This is a genomic window from Kitasatospora sp. NPDC058243, assembly GCF_042882025.1.
Lineage (GTDB): Bacteria > Actinomycetota > Actinomycetes > Streptomycetales > Streptomycetaceae > Kitasatospora.
Map to the genome: position 1 here is coordinate 36407 of NZ_JBHVWW010000042.1, position 16207 is coordinate 52613.

13 protein-coding genes are annotated in these 16207 nt (G+C 74.4%); 9 read left to right on the forward strand and 4 right to left on the reverse strand.

Going from position 1 to position 16207, the window contains the following annotated elements:
* The first annotated feature begins 336 nt into the window (after positions 1-336).
* Together ACFVX9_RS25075 and ACFVX9_RS25080 are read left to right on the forward strand one after the other, a co-directional pair.
* Positions 337-1092, forward strand: a complete 756-nt coding sequence (locus ACFVX9_RS25075) for a response regulator transcription factor (RefSeq protein WP_350880177.1) — start codon at positions 337-339, stop codon at positions 1090-1092.
* Positions 1093-1098: 6 nt separating this feature from the next.
* Positions 1099-2529 carry a sensor histidine kinase gene (locus ACFVX9_RS25080; RefSeq protein WP_387983574.1) on the forward strand — a complete coding sequence of 477 codons (1431 nt, stop codon included), beginning with the start codon at positions 1099-1101 and terminating at the stop codon, positions 2527-2529.
* A gap of 77 nt (positions 2530-2606) precedes the next feature.
* Here the strand turns inward: ACFVX9_RS25080 and ACFVX9_RS25085 are convergent, their stop codons facing one another.
* Positions 2607-3626: a TAXI family TRAP transporter solute-binding subunit gene (locus ACFVX9_RS25085; RefSeq protein ID WP_079135875.1), complete on the reverse strand. Its 1020-nt coding sequence runs from the start codon at positions 3624-3626 to the stop codon at positions 2607-2609.
* An 85-nt stretch (positions 3627-3711) separates the two neighbouring features.
* On the opposite strand from ACFVX9_RS25085, the gene miaB reads away from it, so the two are divergent.
* Together miaB and ACFVX9_RS25095 are read left to right on the forward strand one after the other, a co-directional pair.
* Positions 3712-5214: a tRNA (N6-isopentenyl adenosine(37)-C2)-methylthiotransferase MiaB gene (miaB, locus tag ACFVX9_RS25090; protein WP_380377600.1), complete on the forward strand. Its 1503-nt coding sequence runs from the start codon at positions 3712-3714 to the stop codon at positions 5212-5214.
* A gap of 116 nt (positions 5215-5330) precedes the next feature.
* Complete coding sequence (locus ACFVX9_RS25095) at positions 5331-6029, forward strand: class III extradiol dioxygenase subunit B-like domain-containing protein (RefSeq protein WP_063349332.1); 699 nt, start codon at positions 5331-5333, stop codon at positions 6027-6029.
* Positions 6030-6044: 15 nt separating this feature from the next.
* Here ACFVX9_RS25095 and ACFVX9_RS25100 read toward each other — a convergent pair whose 3' ends face one another.
* A complete protein-coding gene (locus ACFVX9_RS25100) occupies positions 6045-6308 on the reverse strand; it encodes an antitoxin (protein ID WP_063349333.1) in 264 nt (87 codons plus the stop codon).
* A gap of 189 nt (positions 6309-6497) precedes the next feature.
* Here ACFVX9_RS25100 and miaA point away from each other — a divergent pair, with 189 nt between their 5' ends.
* The 5 genes from miaA to hflX all read left to right on the forward strand — a co-directional run bounded on the left by miaA (position 6498) and on the right by hflX (position 13352).
* Complete coding sequence (miaA, locus tag ACFVX9_RS25105; protein ID WP_380480630.1) at positions 6498-7463, forward strand: tRNA (adenosine(37)-N6)-dimethylallyltransferase MiaA; 966 nt, start codon at positions 6498-6500, stop codon at positions 7461-7463.
* A 226-nt stretch (positions 7464-7689) separates the two neighbouring features.
* Positions 7690-8190, forward strand: coding sequence for a hypothetical protein (locus ACFVX9_RS25110; protein WP_363374361.1), 501 nt, complete (start codon positions 7690-7692; stop codon positions 8188-8190).
* A 97-nt stretch (positions 8191-8287) separates the two neighbouring features.
* On the forward strand, positions 8288-9199 hold the full coding sequence (gene dapF / locus ACFVX9_RS25115) for a diaminopimelate epimerase (RefSeq protein WP_380425680.1): 912 nt from the start codon (positions 8288-8290) through the stop codon (positions 9197-9199).
* A gap of 197 nt (positions 9200-9396) precedes the next feature.
* Positions 9397-11736: a RelA/SpoT family protein gene (locus ACFVX9_RS25120; protein WP_387983577.1), complete on the forward strand. Its 2340-nt coding sequence runs from the start codon at positions 9397-9399 to the stop codon at positions 11734-11736.
* A 104-nt stretch (positions 11737-11840) separates the two neighbouring features.
* Positions 11841-13352: a GTPase HflX gene (gene hflX, locus ACFVX9_RS25125; RefSeq protein ID WP_363374353.1), complete on the forward strand. Its 1512-nt coding sequence runs from the start codon at positions 11841-11843 to the stop codon at positions 13350-13352.
* 190 nt (positions 13353-13542) lie between these two features.
* On the opposite strand, the gene ACFVX9_RS25130 is transcribed toward hflX, so the two are convergent.
* On the reverse strand, positions 13543-14667 hold the full coding sequence (locus tag ACFVX9_RS25130; RefSeq protein WP_063349339.1) for a serine protease: 1125 nt from the start codon (positions 14665-14667) through the stop codon (positions 13543-13545).
* 67 nt (positions 14668-14734) lie between these two features.
* Positions 14735-15907, reverse strand: a complete 1173-nt coding sequence (locus ACFVX9_RS25135) for a trypsin-like serine peptidase (RefSeq protein ID WP_380378879.1) — start codon at positions 15905-15907, stop codon at positions 14735-14737.
* Between the last annotated feature and the right edge of the window lie 300 nt (positions 15908-16207).

A 16207-nucleotide genomic window follows, 5' to 3' on the forward strand; every position in this document is an offset into this window, starting at 1 on the left:
GTACGAAATCCGGGAGCCGCGACCGGCGGAGCCGCAGCCCCCGGTGGGCCGACCATAGGAGTGATGACGACGTGCCGTCAGCCGATCTGAGCGGAACTTGAGGATCACGAAACGGCCACACGCTGCTCGCGGGCTGTTCGCCGGGGCGCCAACGGGGCATGTGACAGCGGGCGTCCGCGCCGGCGCGCCCCGTCCCGTGGCAGCCGGCGAGCCCCGCCCCGTGGCAGCCGTCGGGCGACCGAGCCTGGCGCCGGGCCGCCCACTGGCTCATACTGCGCAGGACCGGGGCCCGACCAGGCGGTCCCGGCGATCAGGTGGGGGAAGGAGGAGAACAGGATGCGATTGCTGCTCGTCGAGGACGACGAACGCGTGGCCGCCGCGCTGGTCGCGGTACTGGGCCGGCACGGCTTCCAGGTCCGGCACGCCCGCAGCGGGCACGAGGCGCTGGACGCCCTGGTGCCGGACGGAAACGACCCGTACCGGGTGGTGCTGCTCGACCTCGGGCTGCCCGACCGCGACGGCTTCGAGGTGTGCAGCCGGATCAGGGCCGGCAGCGGCGTCCCGGTGATCATGGTCACCGCCCGCGCCGACATCCGCTCCCGGATCCACGGCCTCAACCTGGGCGCCGACGACTACGTCACCAAGCCCTACGACATGGGCGAGCTGCTCGCCCGCATCCACGCGGTGGCCCGCCGCGGCGCCGCCCCCGCCTCGGTGGCGGTGCCCGCGCCCGACGCCGTCCCGCAGCAGCGCGGCCCGCTGGAGTCCCGCGGCATCCGGATCGACCGGGAGCGCCGCCGGGTCAGCGTGGACGGCCGGGACGTGCCGCTCACCCGCAAGGAGTTCGACCTGCTCGCCCTGCTCGCCCAGAGCCCCGGCGTGGTCTACCGGCGCGAGCAGATCTTCAGCGAGGTCTGGCGCAGCGGCTGGGAGGGCAACGGGCGCACCCTGGAGGTGCACATCGGCTCGCTGCGCAACAAGCTCGCGCTGCCCGGCCTGGTCGAGGCCGTCCGCGGCGTCGGCTACCGCCTGATCCCGGAGTCCCCGGCGCCCGCCGCGGACCCGGCCCCGCCCGCCCCCGCGGAGCGCTGACCGCACGTGCGCACCCGCCTGCTCGGCATCCTGATCGCCCTCATGCTCTGCGTCCTGGCCGCCCTGGGGCTGCCGCTCGCGGCGGCGGTCGCGGCGGCCGAGCAGAGCAAGGTGGTCGTCGACCGGCTCGACGACGCCGCCCGCTTCGCCCAGGACCTGCCCACCTCCGGCCCCTCGGCGGTGGAGTCCGCGCTCAAGGGCGACCCGGAGCCCGCCCCCGGCGACGTCAGCCGCCGGCGCGCGATCGACGCCGAGGTCCGCCGCTACCACGACCTGTACGGCGTGCGACTGGGCATCTTCCAGCGCGACGGCGTGCCGATCGCCGCCGCCCCCGCCGACTGGCGGGTGCCCCGCGGCTGGGGCGCGCAGGCCTTCCAGGAGGCGCTGGACGGGCGGCGCAGCCACAACCCGCCCCAGGTCTGGCCGTGGACCGACGACCGCACCCTGACCGTCGCCACCCCGGTGGTGCGCGACGGCGACGTGGTCGCGGTGGTGCTCAGCGAGTCCCCCACCGGGGCGCTGCGCACCCGGATCCTGCACAGCTGGCTGGTGATCGGCGCCGGCGAGGCCGCCGCGATGATCGTCGCGGTGCTGCTGGCCGGCCGGCTCACCGAGTGGGTGCTGCGCCCGGTCCGCACCCTCGACCGGGCCACCCACGACATCGCCACCGGCCGGATGGCCGCCCGGGTCGCGCCCGGCGGCGGCCCGCCCGAGCTGCAACGGCTGGCCCGCTCGTTCAACGAGATGGCCGACCACGTGGTGCTCGCCATGGACCAGCAGAAGGCCTTCGTCGCGGACGCCTCGCACCAGCTGCGCAACCCGCTGGCGGCCCTGCTGCTGCGGGTCGAGGTGCTCGGCCTGGAACTGCCCGAGGGGCACGAGGAGGAGCTCGGCGGCGTCCGGGAGGAGGGCGTCCGGCTGGCCCGGGTGCTGGACGACCTGCTCGGCCTGGCCACCGCCGAGCACGCCCGCCCCGAACCCGAGCAGACCGACCTCGCCGCGCTCACCCTGGCCCGGGTCGACGCCTGGCGGCCGGTCGCCGAGCAGCGCGGGATCGAGCTGCGCTGGGAGGGCCCGGCGCTCGCCGTCGGCATGGCGGACCCGATCGGCTTCGGCTCCGCCCTGGACGCCGTGCTGGACAACGCGCTCAAGTTCGGCCCGGCCGGCAGCGGGGTGCGGCTGAAGGTCTCGGTGCGCCGGGACGAGGTCGCGGTGACCGTCACGGACGCCGGGCCCGGCCTCGCCGAGGACGAGCTGCCCCGCGCCGGGGACCGCTTCTGGCGCAGCCCGCGGCACCAGAACGTGGACGGCTCCGGGCTCGGCCTGTCGATCGCCCGCACCCTGCTGGCGGCGGGCGGCGGTTCGCTCGCCTTCGCCCCGGTCGAGCCGACCGGGCTCGCGGTGACGCTGACGGTGCCGCGGCCGGAGAAGCGGTAGCCCGTACGGGCCCGCAGCGCCCGTACGGTTTCCGGGCTTCCGGGCTTCACCGAGCGGTGGATCTCAGGGCTCCACCTTCAGGGCTTCACCGAGCGGTAGTAGCGGGCCGCGCCCTCGTGCAGCGGGAGCGGGTCGGTGTAGACGGCGGTGCGCAGGTCGACCAACTGGGCGGCGTGCACCTGGGAGCCGATCTGGTCGCGGCTGTCGATCACCGCCCGGGTCATGCCCTCGACCAGGCCCGGGTCCACGTCGTCCCGGGTGATCAGCAGGTTGGGCACGGCCACGGTGGCGACGGCGTCCTTGGGGTCGGCGTTCGGGTAGGTGCCCTTGGGCATGGTGGCCGCCCGGTAGGCGTCGGTGCCGCCGCCCTCCATCTTGTGGATGGCCCCGGCGAGGTCCCCCAGCGGCACGACCCGCATCCGCATGTGGTCGGACAGGTCGGTGAGGGCGCTGGTCGGCAGGCCGCCGGACCAGAAGAAGGCGTCGAGCTTGTTCTCGCGCAGCTGGTCGGCGGCGTCGCCGACGCCCGCCGACACCGGGACGATGTCGTGGTCCGGGTCCAGGCCGGCCGCGGCCAGCAGCCGCCTGGTCACCAGGTTCACCCCGGACTGCGGCAGGCCCACGCCGACCCGCAGCCCCTTGAGGTCGGCCGTGCGGTGCACCGTCGAGGAGGACGGGACGATCAGCTGGAGGTAGTCGTCGTACAGCCGTGCGATCGCCCGCAGCCGGTCCTTGCCCGGGCCCTGGTAGTCGGCGACGGCGTCGGCGGTGGCGATCGCGAAGTCGTCCTGGCCGCTGGTCACCCGGGCCAGGTTGTCGATCGAGCCCTCGGTGTTGTCCAGGGCCAGCCGCACCCCCGGCATGGCCTTGGCGACGTGGGCCTCCAGCAACTGCCCGTACCGGTCGTAGACGCCGCGCTGCACGCCGGTCGCGAAACGCGTCTCGCCGCGCGGGTAGCCGGGCGAGCGGCCCGCCGACAGCCACCAGCCGCCCAGCCCCGCGACCAGCAGCACCAGCACCAGCACCGTCCGCCACAGCGGGCTGCGGGCCGCGGTGCGGACGGCGGCGCCGAGACGGGACGGGGTGGTGGGGGTCATGCAGGGATACTGCCAGGCGCTCCGCCGGAACGGGAGGGGAAACGGTGGGGGAAAAGCGCTTCGCGGCTGCCCGTACCCTGGTCTGGTGAGCGGTGAGAGCGGATTGAAGAGCTACAAGGTCGTCACGTACGGCTGCCAGATGAACGTCCACGACTCCGAGCGGCTGTCCGGCCTGCTGGAGGACGCGGGTTACGTCAAGGCCGGGCAGGACGGCGACCCGGACCTGGTCGTGTTCAACACCTGCGCGGTGCGGGAGAACGCCGACAACAAGCTGTACGGCAACCTCGGGCAGCTGGCGCCGGTCAAGACCCGCCACAAGGGCATGCAGATCGCCGTCGGCGGCTGCCTCGCCCAGAAGGACCGCGACACCATCGTCCGCAAGGCCCCCTGGGTCGACGTGGTGTTCGGCACCCACAACATCGGCCACCTGCCGGCGCTGTTGGAGCGGGCCGCGGTCGAGCGCAAGGCCCAGGTCGAGATCCTGGAGTCGCTGGAGACCTTCCCCTCCACCCTGCCGACCCGCCGCGAGTCCGCGTACGCCGCGTGGGTCGCCATCTCCGTCGGCTGCAACAACACCTGCACCTTCTGCATCGTCCCCGCGCTGCGCGGCAAGGAGGAGGACCGCCGCCCCGGCGACGTCCTCGCCGAGATCGAGGCGCTGGTGGACGAGGGCGTCATCGAGGTGACCCTGCTCGGCCAGAACGTCAACGCCTACGGCTCCGACCTGGGCGACCGCGAGGCCTTCTCCAAGCTGCTGCGCGCCGCCGGCCAGATCGAGGGCCTGGAGCGGATCCGCTTCACCTCGCCGCACCCGCGCGACTTCACCGACGACGTGATCGCCGCGATGGCCGAGACGCCGAACGTGATGCACCAGCTGCACATGCCGCTGCAGTCCGGCTCCGACACCGTCCTCAAGGCGATGCGCCGCTCCTACCGCCAGGAGCGCTTCCTCGGGATCATCCGGAAGGTCCGCGAGGCCATGCCGGACGCGGCGATCTCCACCGACATCATCGTGGGCTTCCCCGGCGAGACCGAGGAGGACTTCGAGCAGACGATGCACGCCGTCCGCGAGGCCCGCTTCACCAACGCCTTCACCTTCCAGTACTCCAAGCGCCCCGGCACCCCGGCCGCCGAGATGGCGGACCAGGTGCCGAAGGCCGTCGTGCAGGCCCGCTACGACCGGCTGATCGCCCTCCAGGAGGAGATCTCCTGGGAGGAGAACAAGAAGCAGGTCGGCCGCGTCCTGGAGATCCTGGTCGCCGAGGGCGAGGGCAAGAAGGACGACAAGACCGACCGGCTCTCCGGCCGCGCCCCCGACAACCGGCTGGTGCACTTCAGCAGGCCGACGGAGCCGGTGCGCCCGGGCGACGTGGTGACCGTCGAGATCACCTACGCCGCCCCGCACCACCTGCTCGCCGAGGGCCCGTCGCTCGCGGTGCGCCGCACCCGGGCCGGCGACGCCTGGGAGAAGCGCCAGGCCAAGCCCGCGGCCAAGCCGGCCGGGGTGATGCTCGGCCTGCCGGGCATCGGTGCCCCGGCCGCGCTGCCCCTGGCCGCTCCGGCGGGCGGGGCCTGCTGCGGCGACTGACGGCCTGCTTCTCGAACGGGGCCCGCTCCTCGAACGGGGCCCGCTGCTCGAACGGCGGCCCGGCGGGACTTCGAGTCCGGCCGGGCCGCCGTCGCCGTTTGGCTAGAGTGATCCGCATGCTGGTAGCCGCCGCCGTGTGCCCCTGTCCACCGCTGCTCGTCCCGGAGGTCGCCGCCGGGGCGGCCGCCGAGTTGGACCCGCTGCGGGCCGCCTGCGACGAGGCCCTGGCGGCACTGGTCGCGGCCGGGCCGCAACTGGTCGTGGTGGTCGGCGCCGGGCCGGAGGCCGAGGTGTGGACCGAGGGCGGGGCCGGCTCCTTCCACCGCTACGGGGTGCCGCTGGTCGCCAAGCTGCCCGGCGGCCGGGTCGAGGGGCCGGAGCTGGCACCGTCTCTGACGGTCGGCGCCTGGCTGCTGGAGCGCGCCGGGGTGACGCTGCCGACGCACGCCTGCGCGGTGCCCGCCGACGCGCCCGCCGACCGGATGCTCGGGCTCGGCCAGGGCCTGGCCCAGCTGGCCGACCGGGTCGGCCTGCTGGTGGTGGGCGACGGCAGCGCCTGCCGCTCGGTGAAGGCGCCCGGTTACCTGGACGAGCGCGCCGAGGGCTTCGACGCCGCCCTGGCCGCCGCCCTGGGCTCCGCCGACCTGCCCGCGCTCGCCGCCCTGGACGCCGGGCTGGCCGCCGAGCTCAAGGCCGAGGGCCGGGCGCCCTGGCAGGTGCTGGCCGGCGCCGCGGAGGGCGCCGGCCTCACCGCGCGGCTCGGCTACCAGGACGCCCCGTACGGGGTCGGCTACGTCGTGGCGTCCTGGAGCTGATCGGAGCGCGGGGCGTCAGGCCTGCGGCGCCTGGCCGTTGCCGCCGGCCGGCCCCTCCTCGCCCGGCTTCGGCTTGTGGGCGAAGTCGCCCACCGCGCCCTTGGCCTTGCTGGCGCCGTGCTCGATCTTCTCGCTGTACTTGCCCTTGGTCGCCTTGTCGATCGCGCCGCCGGCCTTGTCCACCGCGTGCTCGATCTGCTCGCTGTGCTTGCCGGCGAGCTCACTGGCCTTGCCCTTGAGCTCTTCGGCCTTGCCCTTGAGGTTGTCCATCAGACCCATGGCGATCTCACCCTTTCGTCCCTGTCTCCTGCCCAACGTCCGTCACCGCCGAACCGTTCGCAAACCGGCTCAACTGCGGAAACGGCTGGAGATGGCCGGAGACGGCCGGACACAGTCACATCGTCGCGCAGTCGGGGCCGACGGGCAGCCCGGTCACCGGTGCGGCGGCGGTTTTGCGAGACTGGAGCGGTGAGCAGCTCCCGTACCGTCCAGTCCCGCGCCGCCCAGCCCCGAGTGGTCTGCATCGTCGGCGCGACCGCCGCCGGCAAGTCCGACCTGGCCGTCGCCATCGCCCGCAGCCTCGGCGGCGAGGTGATCAACACCGACTCGATGCAGCTGTACCGGGGCATGGACATCGGCACCGCCAAGCTCACCCCCGCCGAGCGCGGCGGCGTGCCGCACCACCTGCTGGACGTCTGGGACGTCACCGAGGCCGCCAGCGTCGCCGAGTACCAGCGGCTGGCCCGGGCCGAGATCGACCGGCTGCTCGCGGCCGGGCGCACGCCCGTCCTGGTCGGCGGCTCCGGGCTGTACGTCCGGGCGGCGATCGACGAGATGGAGTTCCCCGGCACCGACCCGGCGGTCCGGGCCCGGCTGGAGGCCGAGCTGGAGGAGGCCGGCCCGCACGCGCTGCACCGGCGGCTGGCCGAGCTGGACCCGGCGGCCGCGGAGGCGATCCTGATCGGCAACGGGCGGCGGATCGTCCGCGCGCTGGAGGTCATCGAGATCACCGGGCAGCCGTTCACCGCGAACCTGCCCGGCAACACCGCCGTCTACGACGCGGTGCAGATCGGGGTCGCGCTGCCGCGCCCCGAACTGGACGAGCGGATCACGCTGCGGGTCGACCTGATGTGGCGGGCCGGACTGCTGGACGAGGTGCGCGCGCTGGAGCGGCTCGGGCTGCGGGAGGGGCGGACGGCCTCCCGGGCGCTCGGCTACCAGCAGGTGCTGGACCACTTCGCCGGCGAGTGCACCGAGGACGAGGCGCGGGCCGAGACCGTCCGGGCCACCAAGCGCTTCGCCCGCCGTCAGGAGTCCTGGTTCCGCCGCGACGGCCGGATCCACTGGCTGTCCCGGCCGGCCGGCACCGACCCCGTCGAGCTGCTGGAACGCTCCCTGGAGCTGATCGACCGTCAGGAGCGTCCGGCCGGGTAGGCGGGTTCCGGCCAATCCGGCGGTGCACCTGCGCGCGCAGGTGGCCGTGCAGGACGAACCGGCGGTCACGGCCCGATCACGTGATGGCCACGGATCACCCGTCGACGCCGGTCAGGCCCGGAACGCCCGTCTGGACATGCCATCATCGAAGGCGTAGGGGTCGGCCGCGCGGGCCGACCGTGCCCGACCGCGAGTCCGCTCGTGTCGAACTGTCAGGGGAGGCCGCGTGTCGACGGGTACCGGCCCCGAACCCGGCCAGAGCGGGAGTGTCACCGCACCGGCCGACGAGTCGACGATGGGTGACCTCCCCGTGCTGACCGGCCTGGAGGCACCCACCTCCTACGCGGTCGCACTGCCGGCCCTGGACACCCGCACCCCGGCGGGCGCGGTGCACGAGCGGGAGATCCGACCGCTGCGCCGGCTCCGCTGGTGGCAGACCCTGCCGATCGCCCTGCTGGGCATCCTCGGCTCGCTGATGTTCGCCTTCCCGCTCGCCTTCGGCTCGGCCGGGGCGCGCGCCACCATGGTCGGCATGCTCGGGCTGCTGCTCACCGCCGCCTCGGTCGGCTGGGGGGCGATGGCCGCCCGGCACGCCGGGTACAAGTGGCCGGGCCTGCCGCGCCGCGGCTCCGGGCAGCGGGCCGGCTGGAAGGCGATCGCGCTGTACACCCTGATCGCGCTGGTGGCCTGTGCGCTGGCCGTCTGGCGGGTCGCCTACCTGCGCTGATCCGTCGGCCGCCCCTGCCGGCCCCTCGGCTGCCCGCGCCGATCCACCGGTCGGACCGCCCGGGTGGCCGGTGCGCCCGTTCAGTACCATCGGGAGGGTGAGCGCATCCTCCCCGCAGCCGGTCGGTGTCCCCTTCTTCAAGGGGCACGGTACCCAGAACGACTTCGTCATCGTCCCGGACCCGGACGGCGTGCTGGAGATCGGCCCCGCGGCCGTCGCCGCGCTGTGCGACCGGCGGGCCGGCATCGGCGGGGACGGGCTGCTGCGCGTGGTGCGCTCCGCCGCCGAGCCGGCCGCCGCGGACCAGGCCGACCGGGCCGAGTGGTTCATGGACTACCGCAACTCCGACGGCAGCATCGCCGAGATGTGCGGCAACGGCGTGCGGGTCTTCGCCCGGTACCTGGTCGAGGCCGGCCTGGCCGAGCCCGGCGAGTTCGCGGTCGCCACCCGCGCCGGGGTGCGGACGGTGCGGGTCGCCGAGGACGCCGGGGACGGGACGCCCGGCGAGGTCACCGTCGACATGGGCCGGGCCCGGCTGCCCGGGCCGGACGGCGTCGAGGTCACGGTCGGCGCGCGGCGCTGGCCCGCGCTGAACGTCAACATGGGCAACCCGCACGCGGTGGCCTTCGTGGACAGCCTCGACCACGCCGGGGACCTGCTGTCCGCGCCGCTGACCAGCCCCGAAGGGGCCTACCCGGAGGGCGTGAACGTCGAGTTCGTGGTGGACCGCGGGCCGCGGCACGTCGCCATGCGGGTGTACGAGCGCGGCTCCGGCGAGACCCGTTCCTGCGGGACCGGCACCTGCGCCGTCGCGGTGGCCGCCATCCGCCGGGACGGCGTCGACCCGGCGGTCACCGGCGAGCCGGCCACCTACACCGTGGACGTGCCGGGCGGCCGACTGGTCATCACCGAGCACCCGGACGGCCGGATCGAGAAGACCGGCCCGGCGGTCATCGTGGCCGCCGGTGAGATCGACGCCCGCTGGTGGGCCGAACTGGGGCGTGTCTGACACGTCTGGGGCGCGGCTCGGGCAGCTGACGGCCCGGTTTGCCCATTTCGCGTGCCGGTGAATCCGCCCGTTCGAGTGACGCGTGTCGCGGACGGGAAGCAAGGCATCGCGGAACGTGCTCTGCTCGGTAGCATGGACCACCGGGAAGGCGCCCCTCGGCGGGGTGGCGGCCGGTGATCGCTGCCGGAGGTGCGCCGATGACCATCGAAGCCGGGCAGTCCCTGACGGGGCAGCCGACGTCCGCACGGCAAGCCGGGGCCAGGCGGCCCCTGGGGGAGCTCGGCCGGGCCGCGCTCGGCCGGGCCGGGCGGGCCGCCCTGCTGGCCACCGGCCGGCCGCCCGTCCCGGACGCCCTCGAACCGCTCGTCCGAGTCCACCGCGAGCACCATCCGCAGGCCGACCTCGGCCTGCTCGCCCGGGCCTACCGGCTCGCCGAGGCCAGCCACCGGGGCCAGAAGCGCAAGAGCGGCGGGCCGTACATCACCCACCCGCTCGCCGTCACCATGATCCTGGCCCAACTCGGCGCCGGGACGACCACCTTGGTCGCCTCGCTGCTCCACGACACCGTCGAGGACACCGAATTGACGCTCGATCAGGTGAGCGCCGGCTTCGGGCCCGAAGTCGCCTACCTGGTCGACGGGGTGACGAAACTGGAGAAGGTCGACTTCGGCGCCGCCGCCGAGGCCGAGACCTTCCGCAAGATGCTGGTCGCCACCGGCGACGACGTCCGGGTGATGGTGATCAAGCTCGCCGACCGGCTGCACAACATGCGCACCATCCGGCACATGAAGCCGGCCAGCCAGGTGCGGATCGCCAAGGTCACCCGGGACGTGCTGATCCCACTGGCCGAACGGCTCGGCATCCAGGTGCTCAAGGCGGAGCTGGAGGACATCGTCTTCGCCACCCTGCACCCCGAGGAGCACGCCCGCACCCGGGCCCTGATGGCCGGTCACGAGGGCGAGCCGGACACCCAGCTGGCCCCCTTCGCCCGGCTGCTGGCCCGCCAGCTGTCCGAGACCGGGGTGGCCGCCGAGGTCACCGTCCGGCCCCGGCACTGCGTGTCGCTGCACCGGGTGCTGCTCAAGCGGGCCGCCGCGCCCGGCCCGGACGGGCGGCCGCAGCGGCCGCAGCCCGCCGACTTCGGGCGGCTGCTGGTGGTGGTCGAGGAGAACGCCGACTGCTACGCCGTGCTCGGCGAGCTGCACACCTGCTGGACGCCGCTGCCCGGCGAGTTCAAGGACTTCGTCGCCGCCCCCAAGTTCAACCTCTACCAGTCGCTGCACACCGCGGTGGCGCTCAGCGGCGGCACGGTCGTCGAGGTGCTGGTGCGCACCCGGCGGATGCACGAGGTCGCCGAGACCGGGGTGGTCGCGCTCGGCGACCCGGAGCCGGCCGGCGCCGTCCAGGACGCCGACGAACTCGACCGCACCGACCCGGCCCGGCCCGGCTGGCTCAGCCGGCTGCTGGAGTGGCAGCAGGAGACGCCCGACCCGGACGCCTTCTGGTCCGCGCTCACCGCCGACCTGGCCGGCGACCGCGAGATCACCGTCGTGACGGAGAGCGGCGAAACGCTTCAGCTGAGGGCCGGCGCCACCTGCGTGGACGCCGCCTACCTGCTCGGCGAGGAGACCGGCCACCGGTGCATCGGGGCCCGGGTCAACGGCCGGCTCACCGCGCTCTCCACCGTCCTGCAGGACGGCGACCTGCTCGCCGTGCTCACCGAGGCCGTGCCCACCGGGACCGTGCTCACCGAGGACGGGCCGCGCCCCGCCGAACCCTCCGGGCCCGCGCCCGAGTGGCTCGCGCACGCCCGGACGCCGGCCGCCCGGCTGGCCATCGAACGCTGGCTCGCCGACCACCCGGCCCGGCTCCCGCCGGTGCGCACCGGCCCCTCCAGCGGCCAGCCCGCCCCGCCCGCGCACCGCACCACCGAGCGCCGGCCGGCCCCGGTCGCGGTGGCCGGCCGGCCCGGGGCGCCGGTCCGGCTGGCCCGCTGCTGCACGCCCGTGCCGCCGGACGAGGTGGCCGGCTACCCGATCCGCGGCGGAGCCGTCGCCGTGCACCGCACCGGCTGCCCGGCCGGGGAGCGGATGCGCGCGGCCGGGCGCGCCGAGCTGGAGGTCCGCTGGCGGCCGGAGGGCACCCCGGCGGCCGGCCACCGGGCCACCCTGCGGGCCGAGGCGCTCAACCGGCCCCGGCTGCTCGCCGACCTCACCGCGGCCATCTCCGCCGAGGACGTCGGCATCGTCTCGGCCGAGGTCGAACCGCCGCAGGAGCTGCGGGTCCGGCACACCTACACCGTCGAACTGCCCGAGCCGGCCGCGCTGCCCGCGCTGATGCGCGCCATGCTCAAGGTCTCCGGGGTGTACGACGTCAGCCGGCCGCAGGCCCCGGACACCGGCGGGGCCCGCCACCCCGGGGAAAATGGGGATGACCGGTCCGCGCCGGGCGTGGGACCATCATGGGGAATTCACGGCCGGTCCACGGCGTTCTCAGGGCACAGGAGCCCCGACGGCACCCGAGGACCTGAGGGGTAGCTCACCTCGCCCGGCGGTAACCGGGGCGGCAGCTGGGCAGACTCCGGGTGGGACCGCACAAGGCGGTCCCCACAGGCCATCCGCACCAGCGACCAAAGGACAGAATGACCTCCACGTCCGACACCCGCGACCACGCCGACGCCCCGCGCCGCCTGAACGGTCTGCGGGCGGAAGCCCTCATGGACGAGGACCTCGCGGCCATCGACGAGGACCGCGGCCACGGCCACCACCACTACGACGGCGACCAGTACGACCGCAGCGAGCGTGCCGCCCTGCGCCGTGTCGCCGGCCTCTCCACCGAACTCGAAGACGTCACCGAGGTCGAGTACCGCCAGCTCCGCCTGGAGCGCGTGGTGCTCGTCGGCGTCTGGACGGACGGCACCCTGGAGGAGGCGGAGAACTCGATGGCCGAGCTCGCCGCCCTCGCCGAGACGGCCGGCTCCCAGGTGCTGGACGGCGTCATCCAGCGCCGCGACAAGCCCGACGCGGCCACCTACATCGGCTCCGGCAAGGCGAAGGAACTGCGCGACATCGTCGCGGCCACCGGCGCCGACACCGTGGTCTGCGACGGTGAGCTCACCCCCGGCCAGCTGATCCACCTGGAGGACGTGGTCAAGGTCAAGGTCGTCGACCGGACGGCCCTGATCCTGGACATCTTCGCCCAGCACGCCAAGTCCCGGGAGGGCAAGGCGCAGGTCTCGCTCGCGCAGATGCAGTACATGCTGCCGCGCCTGCGCGGCTGGGGTCAGTCGCTGTCCCGGCAGATGGGTGGTGGCGGCGCCGGCTCGTCCGGCGGCGGCATGGCCACCCGTGGTCCCGGTGAGACCAAGATCGAGACCGACCGGCGCCGGATCCGCGAGAAGATGGCGAAGCTGCGCCGCGAGATCGCCGAGATGAAGAAGGGCCGCGACACCAAGCGCCAGGAGCGCAAGCGCCACCAGGTGCCGTCGGTGGCCATCGCCGGGTACACCAACGCCGGCAAGTCGTCCCTGCTCAACCGGCTCACCGGGGCGGGCGTCCTGGTGGAGAACTCCCTGTTCGCCACCCTGGACCCGACCGTGCGCCGGGCCCAGACCCCGAGCGGGCGGCTCTACACCCTGGCCGACACCGTCGGCTTCGTCCGGCACCTGCCGCACCACCTGGTCGAGGCCTTCCGCTCGACCATGGAGGAGGTCGCCGACGCGGACCTCATCCTGCACGTGGTCGACGGCTCGCACCCCGAGCCGGAGACGCAGCTGGCCGCCGTCCGCGAGGTCATCGTCTCGGTCGACGCGCAGAACGTGCCGGAGATCGTGGTGATCAACAAGGCGGACGCCGCCGACCCGCACGTGCTGCAGCGACTGCTGCGCCGCGAGCCGCACGCCATCGTGGTGTCGGCCCGCAGCGGCGAGGGCATCGAGGAGCTGCTGAAGCTCATCGACGACGAGCTGCCGCGCCCGGCGATCGAGGTGCGGGCCCTGGTGCCCTACACCCAGGGCGGGCTGGTCTCCCGGGTGCACGCCGAGGGCGAGCTGCTCGGCACCGAGCACACCGGCGAGGGCACGCTGCTGCACGCCAAGGTGCCGGCCGAGCTGGCCGCCGAGCTGGAGCGCTACGCGGTGGCGCTGCAGGTCTGAGGCGTCGGGCCGACGAAGGGCCCCCGGACGTGACCGTGATGCCGCTGGGCATCGCGCGAGCGTCCGGGGGCCCTTCGCGTGCCCGTCCGGGGTACCGGGGCGTCCGTTCCGGGGTCCGCCCGGGGGCTCGTCCGGGCCTGCGGGCCTGTGGGCGTGTGGGCCTGTGGGCGTGTGGGTGTGGGCGTGCGGGCTACTTCACGTTCTTGGCGAAGTAGTCGAAGGCCTGCTTCGCCTGGTCCTGCAGCGAGGGGCCGGCCAGGTACCCGGGCGGGTTGCGGCTGCCGATCGCGGTGACGCTGATCAGGTTGGGCTTGCCGTCCTTGGTGATGAACCAGCCGCCGCCGCTGGAGCCGCCGGTCACGGTGCAGCCGGTGACGTACATCGGCGGGCGGCTCCGGTCGGGGGAGAGCCTGGCCGGCGGGACCGGGGGCTCGCAGCGGGAGAGCTCCAGGCCGTCGAACGGCCGATCGGTCGGGTAGCCGTAGGCGGCCGCCGAGCCGATCTGCTCGCGCGGGGCGTTGAACCAGACCGGGACCGAGCCGCCGACCGCCTCCTCCAGCGACGCGCCGGAGCCGCCCTCGCCGCGCACCCGGATGATCCCGTAGTCGTACTGGTGGTGGGCGCCGACGCCGCCCTCCCCGAGCCAGGTCGGCGACACCAGCGCGCGCACCGCCGCCCACCGGCCGTACGGGGCGGCCTGCTGCTCGGTGAGCGGTTTGCCGCGGGCCGCCTGGCCGTCCCGGTTGAAACCGGGCACGAAGGTGATGTTCCGCAGCCAGCCGCCGCCCTTGCCGTCGTGCAGGCAGTGCGCGGCGGTGTAGACGAGGTTGCTGCGGCCCGGGTTGGCCGGGTCGGAGACCACCGTCGCGGAGCAGGCCGCGTCGCCCTGGGGCGTGGTGACGAAGAGCCGTCCGACCACGGCGGTGGCCGGGCCGTACGGGTGCGGCTGCGGCGTGGCCGCGACGGCCGCGGGCGGGGCGTCCGGCCGGCCGTCGTCCGGTGCGGCGGTGAGCGGGTACTCCGGGGTGGCCCGCCCCTTGGCGGCGGCCATCCGGGTGGTCGACCAGAAGCCCGGGGCCACCTCGTTGGCGAAGCCGCTGCCGGAGACGAACCGGGCCCAGTCCTCCACCTTCCAGCCCGTCAGGTCGCCCAGGCTGGTGGGGGCCGACGTGGGGAGGGCGGGCGGCGGTGCGGCCGCCGTGGCGCCGGAGTCGTCCGGCCCGCAGGCGGTCGCGGCGAGCGCGAGCACGGCGAGCACCGCGGCGCCGGTCGGTCCGGATCGGCGCCGCGGTCCGCGGCCGGTGTGCTTCGGCATGCTGCATCGTCCCCCGGGGGCGGCCTCCGCCGCCCGTACGGCTTGGTCCGGTCCGACCGGAAAGGGCCTACGGCTTCTTGGAGATCCAGTCCAGCGCCTGCTTGGCGACCGTCTCCAGGTACGGGCCGCTCAGCGAGGTGTGGTCCTCGGTGCCGATGGACGTGTTGCTGACCAGGGCGGTCTTCCCGTCCGGCATGGTGGCGAACCAGCCGCCGCCGCTGGAGCCCTGGGTCATGTTGCAGCCGATGGTGAGCATCGACGGGCGCTTGGCGTCGAACGACAGCCGGGTCGGCTTGCCGCCGTCGCACTTGTACAGCTCCTGGCCGTCGAACGGCTTGTAGAGCGGGTAGCCGACCGCCGCGACGGACATCTTGTCGCGCGGGGCGTCGAACCAGACCGGGACGGCCGAACCGACCGTCTCCTCCAGCGACTTGCCGGAGTCGTTCTGGTTGTGCACCCGCATGACGGCGAAGTCGTACTGGTTCGCGGCGTCACCGGTGCCGCCGCCCTCGACCATCCACTGCGGCGAGGTGGTGACCAGGTCGGCCCACCAGGTGCCCAGCGGGGCCAGTTCGGACAGCGGGGCCTTCTTGCCGCCGCTGGAGGCGCCCGAGTTGTTGTAGGCGGGCACGAAGACCAGGTCCTTGAAGAAGTCGCCGCCCTTGCCCGCGTGCACGCAGTGGCCGGCCGTCCAGACCAGATTGCTCTTGCCGGGGTGCTGCGGGTCGGTGATCACCGTCGCCGAGCAGTTGCCCCGGCCGCCCTGGGCGCTGAAGAACACCTTCCCGGACGGCTGCTTGGTGTACGGGCGGGGCACCGGCACGGCCTTGACCACCGGCGGGTCCGGGTCCGTCACGCCGTTGTCGGCGGCCGGCTTGGCGGTGGGCGGGGCCGGATCGGCGGGCTTGGAGTCGCCCATCTTGTCCGGGTTCCAGAAGTCCTTCACCACCGGGTTGTTGAAGACGTGCTTGGACGCCCACGAGTCCCAGTCCTCGAACTTCCACTTCTTCAGGTCGTCCCAGGACTTCGGCAGGCCCTCCAGCAGGCTGGTCGGGATGCCCGACGGGAGGGTGATCCCGCCGATCACGCCGCTCCCCGGGGCGGCGGTGCTGGACGCGGGCGGCGGCGCGGCGCTGCCGCCCCCGTCGCCCGCCGGACCGTCCGGCCCGCAGGCGCTCGCCGCGAGCAGCGTCCCCGTGACGAGGGCGACGGCCATGGCTGACCGGTGGATCGATGGCATGTGTGCGCTTCCCCCTGTGCTCGATCGGGCTGTCGTGCGGCGACTCGCCGCTGTGGAGTCTTCCACCGGTCACCAGGACGGCGGCGGCCGCCCCCCGGGTTGCGGCCCTGACCGGAGGTCACCGATCCGTGACGTGGCCACGATCGGCCCGCCGACCCAGCAGGGCCCCGCGCGCCGGACGCGGACAATCCCCGATCTTCACCCGGACGAGTGAGCCGACCTTGTGATCACCCGTCAGGGATAGGTAACCCTTACCTGACGCGACGGTGCGAGCGCCCGCCGATCCTCTCCACCACCCGC